The organism is Streptomyces sp. NPDC059832 (genome assembly GCF_042731715.1).
In the GTDB taxonomy this organism is placed as follows: domain Bacteria; phylum Actinomycetota; class Actinomycetes; order Streptomycetales; family Streptomycetaceae; genus Streptomyces.
Genome location: NZ_JBHWIY010000003.1, coordinates 33,535 through 48,144 on the forward strand (window position 1 = coordinate 33,535; position 14,610 = coordinate 48,144).

General features: G+C 72.6%; 11 protein-coding genes. 4 read left to right on the top strand and 7 right to left on the bottom strand.

The genetic code is table 11. The features are described 5' to 3' along the window. Positions 1-359: 359 nt before the first annotated feature. On the bottom strand, positions 360-2,774 hold the full coding sequence (locus tag ACFV8T_RS05390) for a Tex family protein (protein ID WP_385324864.1): 2,415 nt from the start codon (positions 2,772-2,774) through the stop codon (positions 360-362). A 304-nt stretch (positions 2,775-3,078) separates the two neighbouring features. Here ACFV8T_RS05390 and ACFV8T_RS05395 point away from each other — a divergent pair, with 304 nt between their 5' ends. Further along, complete coding sequence (locus ACFV8T_RS05395) at positions 3,079-3,678, top strand: TetR/AcrR family transcriptional regulator (protein ID WP_385324866.1); 600 nt, start codon at positions 3,079-3,081, stop codon at positions 3,676-3,678. A gap of 468 nt (positions 3,679-4,146) precedes the next feature. Here ACFV8T_RS05395 and ACFV8T_RS05400 read toward each other — a convergent pair whose 3' ends face one another. Both ACFV8T_RS05400 and ACFV8T_RS05405 read right to left on the bottom strand, forming a co-directional pair. Further along, complete coding sequence (locus ACFV8T_RS05400) at positions 4,147-5,127, bottom strand: DeoR/GlpR family DNA-binding transcription regulator (RefSeq protein ID WP_385324868.1); 981 nt, start codon at positions 5,125-5,127, stop codon at positions 4,147-4,149. A 187-nt stretch (positions 5,128-5,314) separates the two neighbouring features. Next, positions 5,315-6,754: an NAD(P)H-quinone dehydrogenase gene (locus ACFV8T_RS05405; RefSeq protein ID WP_329195186.1), complete on the bottom strand. Its 1,440-nt coding sequence runs from the start codon at positions 6,752-6,754 to the stop codon at positions 5,315-5,317. Between the two features lie 249 nt (positions 6,755-7,003). On the opposite strand from ACFV8T_RS05405, the gene ACFV8T_RS05410 reads away from it, so the two are divergent. The 3 genes from ACFV8T_RS05410 to ACFV8T_RS05420 all read left to right on the top strand — a co-directional run bounded on the left by ACFV8T_RS05410 (position 7,004) and on the right by ACFV8T_RS05420 (position 10,073). Beyond that, on the top strand, positions 7,004-7,441 hold the full coding sequence (locus tag ACFV8T_RS05410) for a gamma-glutamylcyclotransferase (protein ID WP_093549148.1): 438 nt from the start codon (positions 7,004-7,006) through the stop codon (positions 7,439-7,441). A 102-nt stretch (positions 7,442-7,543) separates the two neighbouring features. Then, entirely contained in the window at positions 7,544-8,368 is an 825-nt protein-coding gene (locus ACFV8T_RS05415; RefSeq protein WP_385324872.1) for a purine-nucleoside phosphorylase, read from the top strand. A 55-nt stretch (positions 8,369-8,423) separates the two neighbouring features. Beyond that, positions 8,424-10,073, top strand: coding sequence for a phospho-sugar mutase (locus ACFV8T_RS05420; protein WP_385324875.1), 1,650 nt, complete (start codon positions 8,424-8,426; stop codon positions 10,071-10,073). 52 nt (positions 10,074-10,125) lie between these two features. Here ACFV8T_RS05420 and ACFV8T_RS05425 read toward each other — a convergent pair whose 3' ends face one another. From ACFV8T_RS05425 to ACFV8T_RS05440, 4 genes are all read right to left on the bottom strand, one after another. Next, entirely contained in the window at positions 10,126-10,962 is an 837-nt protein-coding gene (locus ACFV8T_RS05425) for a phosphate ABC transporter ATP-binding protein (RefSeq protein WP_385324878.1), read from the bottom strand. 24 nt (positions 10,963-10,986) lie between these two features. Beyond that, positions 10,987-11,943, bottom strand: a complete 957-nt coding sequence (locus tag ACFV8T_RS05430; protein WP_385324880.1) for a sortase — start codon at positions 11,941-11,943, stop codon at positions 10,987-10,989. 95 nt (positions 11,944-12,038) lie between these two features. Then, positions 12,039-13,418: an Ig-like domain repeat protein gene (locus ACFV8T_RS05435; RefSeq protein WP_385324882.1), complete on the bottom strand. Its 1,380-nt coding sequence runs from the start codon at positions 13,416-13,418 to the stop codon at positions 12,039-12,041. Between the two features lie 95 nt (positions 13,419-13,513). Next, positions 13,514-14,482 (bottom strand): hypothetical protein, encoded by a 969-nt coding sequence (locus tag ACFV8T_RS05440; RefSeq protein WP_385324884.1) that lies wholly within the window; start codon positions 14,480-14,482, stop codon positions 13,514-13,516. Between the last annotated feature and the right edge of the window lie 128 nt (positions 14,483-14,610).

A 14,610-nucleotide genomic window follows, 5' to 3' on the forward strand; every position in this document is an offset into this window, starting at 1 on the left:
GATATGGGAAAGTCTTGGTGAATGCGGCGAAGGACCGGTGTCCGCGGGGTAGTTGTGCCGCCACCGCTGAGGGCTGGACCCGGGTGTGCCGACGATCGGTTCCGGACGCCTCGGAGCATCACGAGGGGGGCCGGTGTCGCGCGGGGGCGGGGCGCCGCACAAGGGGCGCCGGCGCGGCGGCGTGGAATGGGGCACCCGTGGCGCGAGGCGGATGCCGGTGCCGCGAAGGGGATGCCGGTTCGCGGTCCGGCCCGGTGTCCCCCGGGGCCGGGGCCGGGGCCGGGGCACGGTCACCCGTCCCGCGAGGGGGAGGGCGGGGAGGGGGCCGTCGCGGGCACACCCCTCCCCGCCCGGTCCTGCTACCGCTTCCTGCCGCCCTGATTCGGGTCCGTGAGCCCGGCCCGCCGCAGGGCGTCCGCCATCGCGCTGTTCACCGGAGCCGGGGCCGGAGCCTGACGGGCGGAGCCGCCACCGCCACCGCGCCGGTCGCGGTCCTGGCCGCCCTGCCCCTGACGCTGCCGCGGTGGCCGGCCGCCCTGGCCGCCGCGCTCACCCCGCTCGCGTCCCGGAGTGCCGCCCTGGGGCCCCGTACCGGCCGGCGCCGCCTCGTCGTCCAGCCGCAGCGTCAACGAGATCCGCTTCCGCGGGACGTCGACATCCATGACCTTGACCTTCACGATGTCGCCCGGCTTCACGACGTCCCTCGGGTCCTTCACGAACGTCCGCGACATCGCCGACACATGCACCAGGCCGTCCTGGTGCACACCGATGTCCACGAACGCGCCGAACGCCGCGACATTGGTGACGACCCCCTCCAGCACCATTCCGGACGCCAGATCGCCGATCTTCTCGACGCCCTCCTTGAAGGTGGCCGTCTTGAACGCGGGCCGCGGGTCGCGCCCCGGCTTCTCCAGCTCCTTCAGGATGTCGGTGACCGTCGGCAGACCGAACTTCTCGTCCACGAAGTCGTCGGCGCGCAGCGACCGCAGCACCCCCGTGTTGCCGATCAGCGAGGCGACCTCGCCGCCGGTCCGCTTCACCATCGCCCGCACCACCGGATACGCCTCCGGGTGCACGCTCGACGCGTCCAGCGGATCGTCGCCCCGGATGCGCAGGAAGCCCGCGCACTGCTCGTACGCCTTCGGGCCCAGCCGCGCCACATCCTTGAGCGCCTTGCGTGACCGGAACGGCCCGTTCGCATCACGGTGCGCGACAATGTTCTCGGCGAGCCCCGAGCCGATCCCCGAGACCCGTGAAAGCAGCGGCGCGGAAGCGGTGTTGACGTCGACACCGACACCGTTCACACAGTCCTCGACGACCGCGTCCAGCGAGCGCGACAGCTTCACCTCGGACAGGTCGTGCTGGTACTGGCCGACCCCGATCGACTTCGGGTCGATCTTCACCAGCTCGGCGAGGGGGTCCTGCAGCCGCCGCGCGATGGAGACGGCTCCGCGCAACGACACGTCCATGTCGGGGAGTTCCTGCGAGGCGAAGGCCGACGCCGAGTACACGGACGCGCCCGCCTCGGACACCATCACCTTGGTGAGCTTCAACTCGGGGTGCTTGTCGATGAGTTCACCGGCGAGCTTGTCGGTCTCGCGGGAGGCCGTGCCGTTGCCGATCGCGATCAGGTCGACGTCGTGGGCCTTCGCCAGCCGCTCCAGCGTGGCCAGCGACTGGTCCCACTTGTTCGCCGGGACGTGCGGGTGGATGACATCCGTCGCGACGACCTTGCCGGTCGCGTCGACGACGGCGACCTTCACACCCGTACGGAAACCGGGGTCGAGCCCGAGCGTGGCCCGGGTCCCGGCCGGGGCGGCGAGGAGCAGATCGCGCAGGTTCGACGCGAAGACGCGTACCGCCTCGTCCTCCGCCGCGGTGCGCAGCCGCAGCCGCAGATCGATGCCGAGGTGCACCAGGATCCGGGTCCGCCAGGCCCAGCGCACGGTGTCGCCGAGCCACTTGTCGCCGGGGCGGCCGCGGTCGGCCACACCGAAGCGCCGGGCGACCATGTTCTCGTACGTCGAGGGGCCGGGCGTCTCGGAGGGCTCCTCCGGCTCCAGGACCAGATCGAGCACGTCCTCCTTCTCGCCCCGCAGCAGCGCGAGCACCCGGTGCGAGGGCAGTGCGGTGAACGGCTCGGCGAAGTCGAAGTAGTCGGCGAACTTCGCGCCCGCCTCCTCCTTGCCGTCCCGCACCTTGGCGGCCAGCCGCCCGCGCGACCACATGCGCTCACGCAGCTCACCGATCAGATCGGCGTCCTCGGAGAACCGCTCGGTGAGGACGGCACGGGCCCCCTCCAGTGCCGCCGCACCGTCCGCGACACCCTTGTCGGCGTCGACGAAGGCGGCGGCAGCGGCGAGCGGCTCGACCGACGGGTCGCCGAGCAGGTTGTCGGCGAGCGGTTCGAGCCCGGCCTCCCGGGCGATCTGCGCCTTGGTGCGCCGCTTGGGCTTGAACGGCAGATAGATGTCCTCAAGACGCGCCTTGGTGTCGGCGGCCCGGATTTGCGCCTCCAGCGCCTCGTCCAGCTTGCCCTGCTCGCGCACCGAGTCGAGGATCGCCGTCCGACGGTCCTCCAGCTCCCGCAGATACCGCAGCCGCTCCTCCAACGTGCGCAGCTGCGCGTCGTCGAGCATCTCGGTCGCTTCCTTGCGGTAGCGCGCGATGAACGGCACGGTCGACCCGCCGTCGAGCAGCTCGACGGCCGCCTTCACCTGCCGTTCGCGTACGCCGAGCTCCTCGGCGATCCTGCCTTCGATGGACGTCGTCACGGTTCTACCGACTCGCCTTCTCGTACTGGCTCTACTGGCTGTGCATGCCGGGGCAGGGCCCCTTCGCCTGCATTGTGCCGGGGGGGGGGGGGGAGGGGGGGCCCAGGGAGGGGGGGGAGGGGGAGGGGGGAGGGGGGGGGGGACCGGCGGTTCCGCGGGGGCCTCTTGGGGGGGGGGGGTGTCGGGCCGTGGGCCCCGGTCGTGCGTCGCGCCCCGGCCTCGCGCCCCGGCCTCGGCCTCGGTCCTTTGGACGGGCGCGCGATGGCATCCTGGACCTCGGGGCGGAGAAAGGGAGGACTGCGCAATGGCGATCAGTACGGCACGGACGCCGGCCCGGCCCATGCGTGCCGACGCGCGCCGGAATTACGACCGGCTGCTGAACGAGGCCCGGACCGCCTTCGCGGAGCACGGCACCGACGCGTCCCTGGAGGACATCGCGCGGCGCGCGGGCGTGGGGATCGGCACGCTGTACCGGCACTTCCCGAACCGGCACGCGCTGATGAACGCGGTCTTCCAGGAGGCCCTGACGTCCCTGATCACCCGTTCCCGTGAACTCGCGGGGGCGGCGCAGCCGTGCCGGGGCCTGGTGGAGTGGCTGGGCGCGATCATCACCCATGCGGGTGAGTATCGCGGACTCGCCCAGGCGCTCATGTCGACGTCACGGGACGAGACTTCGGCCCTGTCGCAGTGCAATGTGCCGCTGCGCGAGGCGGGGGCGGTACTGCTGGCGCGGGCGCAGGCGAGCGGGGCGGTGCGGCCGGATGTGTCGATCGACGACCTGATGCAGCTGACCAATGCCATCGCGCTGGCCGCCGAACAGTCGCCGGACGACCCGGAGTTGGCGGGTCGGTTGCTGATGCTGACCTTGCAGGGGCTGAAGGGGGCGCATGCGGAGGCGGGTTGAGGGGTGGGGGGTCGGGGGCGGGGGCAGGCCTCGTGGTCCGCTGCGCGGGGCCTGTTCCCCTGCCCGCCCCTTCCCGTAACCGGGGCTCCGCCCCGGACCCCGCGCCTCAAACGCCGGCGGGGCTGGATATTCGCCCCCGGGCGACCCGAGGAGACGGGCCCGGCAGGGCTGGGTTTTCGACGCCCGCGACCTGAGGAGACCGGCCCGGAACGGCTGGGATTTCGACCCCCGCGACCCGAGGAGACCGGCCCGGAACGGCTGGGTTTTCGACGCCCGCGACCTGAGGAGACCGGCCCGGAACGGCTGGGATTTCGACCCCCGCGACCCGAGGAGGCCGGCCCGGCAAGGCTGGGCTCTCGCCCCCTGCGATTCGAGGAGGCCGGCCCGGCAAGGCTGCGATCTCGCCCCCCGCAACCCGAGGAGACGAGCCCGGCAGAGCCGGATCTTCGCCCCCACCGAGGCCGGGTTCTATCGGCGGCGCAGGTCCGCGACCCTCGCGCGGTCTCCCGCGCCCTGGCCCGACTCCGTCAAGGAGGCCGCGCTCCGCAGTTGCTGCGGGCCCTGGCCTCCGGGGCCGCCGTGTGTCGTACGACGCTGTCCGGGCACTGGCATGTCGCGGCGGCCCTGCCGGCCGTGCGGGAGGGGCTCGGCCGCCGTGGGGCCGCTGCCCGAGCCGGCCACCGCGATCTGCACCCCCTGGTCCGCCAGGGCCTGCAGTTCGGTGGCGGCGCGGTCGTCGTGGCCGGGCGGCTCGTCCGTCACCAGGCGGGTGATGAGATCCGTCGGCACCGTCTGGAACATGGTGTCGGAGCCGAGCTTGGTGTGGTCCGCCAGGACCACCACCTCCGCGGCCGCCTGCACCAGTGCCCGGTCCACGCTCGCGGAGAGCATGTTGGACGTGGAGAGGCCGCGCTCCGCGGTGAGCCCGCTCCCGGAGAGGAACGCGCGCGAGACCCGCAGCCCCTGGAGGGACTGCTCGGCACCGCTGCCCACCAGGGCGTAGTTGGAACCGCGCAGCGTGCCGCCGGTCATCACCACCTCCACCCGGTTGGCATGGGCCAGCGCCTGGGCGACCAGCAGCGAGTTGGTGACGACGGTCAGACCGGGAATCCGCGCGAGCCGACGGGCCAGCTCCTGCGTGGTCGTACCGGCGCCGACGACGATGGCCTCGCCCTCTTCCACGAGACCGGCGGCCAGGTCGGCGATGGCCGTCTTCTCGGCGGTGGCGAGATGGGATTTCTGCGGAATGCCGGACTCCCGCGTAAAACCGCCCGGCAGTACCGCACCGCCGTGCCGGCGGTCGAGGAGTCCTTCTGCCTCCAGTGCCCGCACGTCCCGCCGTACGGTCACTTCGGAGGTCTGGACGACGCGGGCGAGCTCACGGAGCGATACCGCCCCGTTGGCACGCACCATTTCGAGGATCAACTGACGACGTTCTGCAGCGAACACGAAACTGACAGTAACGTGACCGCCCGAGTGTTTTCAGCAGTTTGCGCCGAATAACGGAAGTTGTACATACAAGGGGCCGCCAAGTGGTATAAGCGGCCCCGTTGTTGTTCTGTAATGATCGGACGGCGGGCGTCGGACCACCCGAGTTGCCGGGAGTTGCCGAGGATTACCGGATTCCCGAAGGCGCTTACGCCTCGCCCGCGCGCTTACGGGTGTGCAACTGCCTGGCCACTTCCGCGATCGAACCCGACAGGGACGGATACACGGTGAAAGCGTTTGCGATCTGTTCCACCGTCAAATTGTTGTCGACCGCGATCGAGATGGGGTGAATGAGTTCACTCGCACGCGGCGCGACGACACAGCCGCCGACCACGATGCCGGTGCCGGGACGGCAGAAGATCTTGACGAAACCGTCGCGGATTCCCTGCATCTTGGCGCGCGGGTTGCGCAGCAGCGGCAGCTTGACCACCCGGGCGTCGATCTTGCCGGCGTCGACGTCGGCCTGGGTGTAGCCGACGGTGGCGATCTCGGGGTCGGTGAAGACGTTCGAGGAGACCGTCTTCAGGTCCAGCGGGGCCACCGCGTCGCCGAGGAAGTGGTACATCGCGATCCGGCCCTGCATGGCGGCGACCGAGGCGAGGGCGAAGATCCCGGTGACGTCACCGGCCGCGTACACACCGGGCGCGCTGGTGCGGGAGACCTTGTCGGTCCAGATGTGGCCGGACTCCTTGAGCCGGACCCCGGCCTCCTCCAGGCCCATGCCCGCGCTGTTCGGGATCGCGCCGACCGCCATGAGGCAGTGCGAACCGGAGATGACCCGGCCGTCGGCGAGGGTGACCTCGACCCGGTCGCCGACGCGCTTCGCGGCCTGGGCGCGGGAGCGGGCCATGACGTTCATGCCGCGGCGCCGGAAGACGTCCTCCAGCACGGCGGCCGCGTCCGGGTCCTCGCCCGGCAGCACCCGGTCGCGGGACGAGACGAGGGTGACGCGCGAGCCGAGCGCCTGGTAGGCGCCCGCGAACTCGGCGCCGGTCACGCCGGAGCCGACCACGATGAGCTCCTCGGGCAGCTCGTCGAGGTCGTAGACCTGGGTCCAGTTCAGGATGCGCTCGCCGTCGGGGAGGGCGTCCGGGATCTCCCGGGGGTGCCCGCCGGTCGCGATCAGCACGGCGTCGGCGGTGAGCGTCTCCTCGGTGCCGTCGGCGGCGGTCACGACGACCTCGCGGGAGCCGTCGGCGGCCTGGAGGCCCGCCAGGCGGCCCCGGCCGCGCATCACGCGGGCGCCGGCGCGGGTGACGGAGGCGGTGATGTCGTGGGACTGGGCGAGCGCCAGGCGCTTCACCCGTCGGTTGACCTTGCCCAGGTCGACGCCGACCACGCGGGCGGCCTGCTCCACGTGCGGGGTGTCGTCCGCGACGATGATGCCCAGCTCCTCGTACGAGGAGTCGAAGGTGGTCATCACCTCAGCCGTCGCGATCAGGGTCTTCGAGGGCACGCAGTCGGTGAGCACGGACGCGCCGCCGAGGCCGTCGCAGTCGACGACGGTCACCTCCGCGCCGAGTTGGGCGCCCACCAGTGCCGCCTCGTAGCCGCCGGGTCCGCCGCCGATGATCACGATCCGGGTCACGAAAAGTCCGCCTCGCGTTTGTCATCCCGCGGCCGTCTGCTGCCCCGGCCGGGGGTCCGGGGGAGCGCCCCGGGGGAATGCAGTACGTACTTCATTGTCCCGCACGCGCCAAGGTGCTTCGCCCCGGGGCCCTCCATACGTGCGCCGGGGCGTGCGCGCCGGGGCCCGGGAGTGGCGAGCGGAACCCCGTAAGTGGTCTTCCGCACCGGAGTCGACGTTCTCCCCGTCCCCTCCCGTACCCTCGAACCCATGTCGCTCTACGCCGCGTACGCCGGCAACCTCGACGCGCGGCTGATGACGCGCCGCGCACCGCATTCCCCGCTGCGCGGCACGGGCTGGCTCAACGGCTGGCGGCTGACCTTCGGCGGGGAGCAGATGGGCTGGGAGGGCGCGCTCGCCACGGTGGTGGAGGCGCCCCGTTCCCAGGTCTTCGTGGCGCTGTACGACCTGGCACCGATGGACGAGGACTCCATGGACCGGTGGGAGGGTGTCGGCCTCGACATCTACCGCCGGATGCGAGTGCGGGTGCACACCCTGGACGGCGAGGAGCCGGCCTGGATGTATGTGCTGAACGGCTACGAGGGCGGGCTGCCCTCCGCCCGCTATCTGGGCGAGATCGCCGACGCCGCGGAGTCCTCGGGCGCCCCGCACGACTATGTGATGGAACTGCGCAAGCGCCCCTGCTGACCCGGCCGACCAGCGCTTTTGTGTGAAAGTACGAGGATGCGTGCGCAGACTCTGCGCATAGGCATCTACGCGCGTAGGGAATCACCGGCTACCCTCATCCGCGTGAACGCATCAGTTATTCCGGACCACATCCAGGGCGACCCGTACGCCGCCGCCGCCGACGCCGCCGCCCGCCTGCGCGAGCTGACCGGTGCCGAGACCCACGACGTCGCGCTCGTGATGGGTTCCGGCTGGGCACCCGCGGGCGATGCGCTCGGCACTCCGGAGGCCGAGTTCCCGGTGACCGAGCTGCCCGGTTTCCCGGCGCCCGCCGTACAGGGGCACGGCGGCACGATCCGCTCGTACAAGATCGGCGACAAGCGGGTCCTGGTCTTCCTCGGCCGCACGCACTTCTACGAGGGCCGGGGCGTCGCCGCCGTCGCGCACGGGGTCCGTACCGCCGTCGCGGCGGGCTGCGGGACCGTCGTCCTGACGAACGGCTGCGGCGGTCTTCGCGAGGGCATGCGCCCCGGTCAGCCGGTGCTGATCAGCGACCACATCAACCTGACGGCGGCCTCCCCCATCGTCGGCGCCAACTTCGTCGATCTGACCGATCTGTACTCGCCGCGGCTGCGCGCGCTGTGCAAGGAGGTCGACGAGACCCTCGAAGAGGGCGTGTACGTGCAGTTCACCGGCCCGCACTACGAGACCCCTGCCGAGATCAACATGGTCCGCGTCATGGGCGGCGACCTGGTCGGCATGTCCACCGTGCTCGAAGCCATCGCCGCGCGCGAGGCCGGTGCCGAGGTGCTGGGCATCTCGCTGGTCACGAACCTCGCGGCGGGGCTGAGCGGGGAGCCGCTCAACCATGCGGAGGTGCTGCAGGCCGGGCGGGACTCGGCGACCCGGATGGGTTCGCTGCTGGCCCGGGTGCTCGAGCGGATCTGAGCCGGGCCCGAACACCGGCGAGGCTGAATTCCCACACCGCAGAAAGGCGGACACCGTGCAGCAGGACCTCATCGCGCAGGCCAGGACATGGCTCGCGGAGGACCCCGATCCCGAGACCCGCGACGAGCTCGCCGGGCTCATCGAATCCGGGTCCGCCGGGAGTGCCGACGAGCTCGCCGCACGGTTCGCCGGCACGCTGCAGTTCGGCACCGCCGGGCTCCGCGGTGAGCTGGGGGCCGGGCCGATGCGGATGAACCGCTCCGTCGTCATCCGGGCGGCGGCCGGTCTCGCCGCGTATCTGAAGGCGCAGGGGCAGGGCGGCGGGCTCGTCGTCATCGGGTACGACGCCCGGTACAAGTCCGCCGACTTCGCCCGCGACACCGCGGCCGTGATGACCGGCGCGGGCCTGCGGGCGGCGGTGCTCCCCCGCCCGCTCCCCACCCCCGTGCTCGCGTACGCCATACGGCACCTGGGCGCCGTCGCCGGCGTCGAGGTGACCGCCAGCCACAATCCGCCGCGCGACAACGGCTACAAGGTCTACCTCGGCGACGGCTCCCAGATCGTCCCCCCGGCGGACGGCGAGATCGCCGCCGCCATCGCCGCGGTCGGCCCGCTCGACGGCGTGGCCCGGCCCGACGACGGCTGGGACGTCCTCGGCGACGAGGTCCTGGCGGCCTACCTGGCCCGTACGGACACCGTGCTCGCCGCCGGATCGCCGCGCACCGCCCGGGTCGTGTACACCGCCCTGCACGGTGTCGGTACGTCCGTGCTGACCGCCGCCTTCGACCGGGCCGGATTCCCCGCGCCGGTGCTCGTCGCCGAGCAGGCCGAGCCCGATCCGGCCTTCCCCACCGTCGCCTTCCCCAATCCGGAGGAGCCCGGCGCGATGGACCTCGCCTTCGCGACCGCGCGCCGCGCGGACCCCGACATCGTCATCGCCAACGACCCGGACGCCGACCGCTGCGCCGTCGCCGTCCCGGACCCCGGCGCCGACGGCGGCTGGCGGATGCTGCGCGGCGACGAGGTCGGCGCGCTGCTCGCCGCCCATCTGGTGGACCGCGGCGTGACCGGTGTCCTCGCCGAGTCGATCGTGTCGTCCTCGCTGCTCGGCCGGATCGCCCAGAAGGCCGGGCTCGGCCACGAGGAGACGCTGACCGGCTTCAAGTGGATCGCCCGCGTCGACGGGCTGCGGTACGGGTACGAGGAGGCGCTCGGCTACTGCGTCGACCCCGACGGCGTACGCGACAAGGACGGCATCACGGCCGCCCTGCTCGTCGCCGAGCTCGCCTCCGGGCTCAAGGAGCAGGGGCGTACGCTCCTCGATCTCCTCGACGACCTCGCGGTCGCCCACGGGCTGCACGCCACGGACCAGCTGTCGGTCCGGGTGGAGGACCTGTCGGTGATCTCCGACGCCATGGCGCGGCTGCGCGAGCAACCCCCGACCGCGCTGGCGGGCCTCGCCGTCACCTCGGCCGAGGACCTGGCGCGGGGCACCGCGCAGCTGCCGCCCACCGACGGGCTCCGCTACCAGCTGGAAGGCGCCCGGGTGATCGTCCGCCCGAGCGGCACCGAGCCGAAGCTCAAGTGCTATCTGGAGGTCGTGGTGCCGGTCGGTTCGGCGGACGAGCTGCCGGCGGCCCGCGCGAAGGGCGCGGAGCTGCTCGACGGGATCAAGCGCGATCTGGCGGCGGCGGCCGGGATCTGAGCGGGAGCGGGGCGGCCGGCGCGGCGGGGCCCCGGCGCGGGGCCCCGAGGCGTCATCCGAAGCGGCCGTTCACGTAGTCGGCGGTCCGGGCGTCCTGCGGGGCGCCGAACATCGCGTCGGTCGGGCCGTGTTCGACGATCACACCGGGCGTGCCCTGTTCGGCGAGGAAGAACGCGCAGTGGCCGGAGACCCGCGCCGCCTGCTGCATGTTGTGCGTGACGATCACGATGGTGACCTCCTCCTTGAGGTCGGCGATGGTCTCCTCGATCCGGCGGGTGGAGGTCGGGTCCAGCGCGGAGCAGGGTTCGTCCATCAGGAGCACCCGGGGGCGGACCGCCAACGACCTCGCTATGCAGAGGCGTTGCTGCTGTCCGCCGGAGAGCGCGCCGCCGGGCTGGCGGAGCCGGTCCTTGACCTCGCGCCACAGGCCCGCCTTGGTCAGGCATTCCTCGACGAGATCGTCCCTGCCGTCCCTGGCCGCCTTGATGCCGTTGAGTTTCAGGCCCGCGAGGACGTTGTCGTACAGGGACATGGCGGGAAACGGGTTGGGCTTCTGGAAGACCATGCCGATCTCGCGGCGGGCGCGGGTGATGCGGCGGCCCCGGTCGTAGATGTCCTCGCCGTCCAGCAGGACCCGGCCCGCCAGGGAGGCTGAGCCGATCAGTTCGTGCATCCGGTTGAGGATGCGCAGGAACGTCGACTTGCCGCAGCCCGACGGGCCGATCAGGGCGGTGACCTCCAGCGCGGGCATGCGCAGGGAGACCCGGTCCAGGACCTTGTGGTCGCCGAACCAGGCGGAGACCGCTTCGGCTTCGAGGGTGGCGGGGGAAGCGGCGCCGGTGCGCGGCCGGTTGGGCGCGGCGGCGGGCAGCGGGATGGTCTCGGTCATCGGAATACGTCAACTCCTGGTTGTTCAGAGCAGGTTGGGGAGAAGGCGGGTGGCAGCCGTGGCGACCGCGAGGCCGAGCGCGGCGAGAACGGGTCCGGCGGTGATCCAGGTCTGCCAGCTCCCCCAGACCCGGTGCAGCCAGACCGTGAGGAGTGCGGCGGCGAGCAGGGCCTGCGACCTGAGGAAGACCGCGAGCCAGGCACCGCCCTCCCCGCCCTCCCCGCCGAGCGCCTCCTCGGCGGGGCCGATCCAGCCGGGGCGGACGTAGCGGGGCGGGCTGGGCTGGACGGGGGTGGTGAGTTCGGCGTCGACGTACAGCACGCCCGCGGGGGTGTACGGGCTGCCGGACGCGGTCACCAGGGTGAGCCGGCCCCGGGTCCCGGCGGGCGCGGGGAGCCTGTCGCCCGAGCGCCGGACGGCCGACACCGTGTACACGGCCCTGCCCTGACCGGTCGTCACCTCGATCCTCGACCCGGCGGGAAGCTTCGAGAGGCCGTTGAACGGGCTGCCGTACCCCCACTGGCGCCCCATGATCACGCTGGTGCCCGCCTGTCCCGGCATCGGGGTGTCGCGGCGGTGTCCGGGTCCGGACATCAGGACGCCGGAGGTGGTGCCCTCGCCGACGACCTCGCGCAGGCCGAGGGCGGGGATGCGCAGGAGGGCGACGGGCGCCCCCGGGGAGAGCGGCTTGTCGTCGTAGGTGCGCTGGCCCACCGGGGCGGTGCCGAGCGCGAGTTGCCTGCGGAGTTCGGCGTATCCGGTCTGCTGGTCGCGGGCGTGCTGGAGGTGGCCGACGACCGTGAGGTCGGCGGCGAAGCCGAGGAGTACGGCCGCGAGAACGCACAGTGCCGCTCCGGCCAGGGCGAGACCGGGGCGGGCGGGGGGCCGGGGCGCCGCCGCGGGGCCCGGCGGGGGCGGTGTCGGGGGTGGTGTCGGGGGTGGGGCGGGGGTCACCGGTGGCGGGGTCAGCACGGTCGTCACGTCGGATGCGCTCCTCGTCGGGGCGGGATGGGTGCGGGTGCGGGTGCCGGTGCCGGCGCGGGGAGGGCGGGGGCCGGGGCCCCCGCCCCCGTACGTCAGAACCGGAGCAGGCCCTTGCGCCGGGTGTGCAGCACGAACGCGGTACCGAGCCCGCAGAGCGCGAGCGCCGCCGTGCCGAGCGCGAGGGCGCTGGTGCCGGTCGCGGCGAGCGGGCCCGTGGCGGTGTCCCCGCCGCCGCCCGAGCCTCCGGTGGACGCACCCGCTGTTCCGCCGCCGTCCGCACCGGTCGTCGCACCGCCGTCGTCCGCGCCCGCGGAGTCGCTCGGGCTCGGGTCGGGGCCCGGTGCGTCGCCGACGGCGAAGAGGAACTCGACGCTGTGGCCGCCGGTTCCCGGCTCGGCGAGGGTGAGGGTGTACGAGCCGTCCTCGATGCCCGCCGGGACGGTGAACGCGTAGGCGGGGACGATGCCTTCGGCGTCGGCGGTGGCGTCGGGGAAGGCGGCCCCGCTGTCGGCGAGGGCGACCTTCACCTTGGCCCCCTCGGTGTAGCCGCGGGCGGTGATGAGGACCTTCTGGCCTGCGGTGAGCGTCGGGTTGACGTCCAGGGCCTTGCCGTCCGCGTCGGTGACGTCGAGGTCGGCGGGCATGCCCGGGGTGGGGCCGCCGGTGTCGCTCGGGTCCGGGGAGGGCGAGGAGCCGGCCCCGGTGACGGTGTACGCAAGGGCGGCGGAGACGGATTCCGCGTACGCGCCGGAGTCCGCCGGGACGAACTTCGCGGTGAGCGTGTGCGCGCCCTCGGCCAGCGTCTTCGTCCTCAACTCGGCGGCCCCGGAGGCGACATCGGCGCTGCCGAGCTCGGTGGTCCCGTCCAGGAAGGCGACCTTCCCGGCGGCGGCCGGGGGTGTGACGGCGGCCTTCAGCGTGACCTCGGTTCCGGCCGGGGCGGTGGCGGCGGGGGTGGCGGTGAGCGCGGTCGTGGTGGCGGCGGCCGCCTGGACGGTCCAGGAGTCACCGGTGACCTGGATCTTCGCGGGGAAGTACTTGCCACCGATGTTGTCGGCGTCGCGGCACATGAGCCGGACGTCGTACGTACCGTCCAGCGGCCCGCTGGGGATCCAGCTCCGCAGCAGGGATTCGAGCGACTTCCCGGCGAGGATGTCGGCGCCGAACGGCCCCTGGTCGAACGGGGCACCGACGGTCGTCCTGCCCAGGGTGACCGTGCCGCCGGCCGGTTTGGCCAGGACCAGCGAGACCTGCTGCGCGTTCTCGGCGGGGCAGGGGCCGTCGGTGGTCACCTTCGGGAAGGTCGGGTTGTCGGCGGTCTTCCCCGAGGCGACCGGGAACGTCAGTCCGCCCAGCGCGTCCTCGGCACGGGCCGTCGGTGCGAGGCCGAGGACCGTGGCCGCCGCGGCGAGCAGGAGCGAGCAGCAGAGCAGCAGCACGGCGGGTGTTCTCGGTGGTGCGAGATGTCTCATGGTGGTCGGTCCCCCCAGTGGGATGCGGTGGTGGGTATGCCTGGGGGCCGGGCACCCTGGGGGTGCCCGGCCGTGGCGCGGTTACGGGGTGGTGGTCAGCTCTCGCCCCGGAGGTCGGTGCTGCCGCAGTTGGCGATCGTGCCGAAGCCGTACGTGGCGATCACGCCGTTCTGCGCGCAGACCTTGGACGTGGAGCCGACGAAGGCGGCGGCGATCGTCGGGTCGGTCAGCTTGGCGGTCGGGACGACGTTGTAGACGTCGCGGTTGAAGGGGAAGGCGGTGTTGAGGGTGCCGTTCGCGTTCCGCGGGGCCACCCCGTTGACCGAACCGAGCACGGCCGCGCCGCGCCGGTCCACGACATCGCCCGGCTCGTTGCTCTGCGCGATGTACTGCGCGACGGAGTACGGGGCGATGTCGCCCGCGCTGTCCAGCGCCTCGCCGTTGTGCTCCTGGACGGTGTCGTCGACGCAGGCGCCGAAGGTGGACTCGGTGAGGCCCAGCTGCCCCAGGAAGAAGGACCGGGTGCCGGAGCCGGACTGGGGCAGCAGCGGGGTGAGCGCCACACCGTTGAGGGATGTCGTCTGGCAGGTGTAGACGGAGACGAGCTGCGCCTTCGTGAGCGCCTTGGGCAGGGCGCTGTCGGAGCGGACGGCGAAGGTGACCGCGTCCTTGCCGAACGGGATCCAGGTCAGGTCGGTGGACGAGGTGTCCGCGACGCCGCGCGAGGAGCGCGCGAAGTCCAGACAGCCGGTGTTGTTGTCGACGGCGTTGCGCAGCGCGTTGATGCCGGCCGAGGAGCCGTTGGGCCGGGCGATCTGGCAGCCGGTGGCGCGGGTCTTGATCGTCGTCGTGCCGAGGGCGTTGTACGAGGCGATCAGCGCGCCGCTGTCGACGGCGCCGCCCAGGCCGTTCACGACGTCCTGGGTGGTGTCCGAGCCGACACCGGCGAGGACCCGGTAGGTGCCGGGGGCCGGGTCCGCCGAGGCGGGGGCCGCCATGGCGCCGAGGGCGAGGGCCGCGGTACCGACGACGGCACCGATGCGTGCGCGGGACTTGACGTTCACTTCTGTTCTCCTCCGTGCATACGGATACGAGGAATGGAAGGAATGGACGCTCAAGCAGAATTCTGAATTCTTTTTCCACCGGCCCGTCGACCGGCCACCGATGACTTTTCCTCATCCGGTTCCCGGCG

Coding starts and splice junctions, on each gene's coding strand:
- ACFV8T_RS05395 (WP_385324866.1), top strand. CDS start 3,079: ATGGCGATCAGTACGGCACGGACGCCGGCCCGGCCCATGCGTGCCGAC.
- ACFV8T_RS05435 (WP_385324882.1), bottom strand. CDS start 13,418: ATGAGACATCTCGCACCACCGAGAACACCCGCCGTGCTGCTGCTCTGC.
- ACFV8T_RS05410 (WP_093549148.1), top strand. CDS start 7,004: ATGTCGCTCTACGCCGCGTACGCCGGCAACCTCGACGCGCGGCTGATG.
- ACFV8T_RS05425 (WP_385324878.1), bottom strand. CDS start 10,962: ATGACCGAGACCATCCCGCTGCCCGCCGCCGCGCCCAACCGGCCGCGC.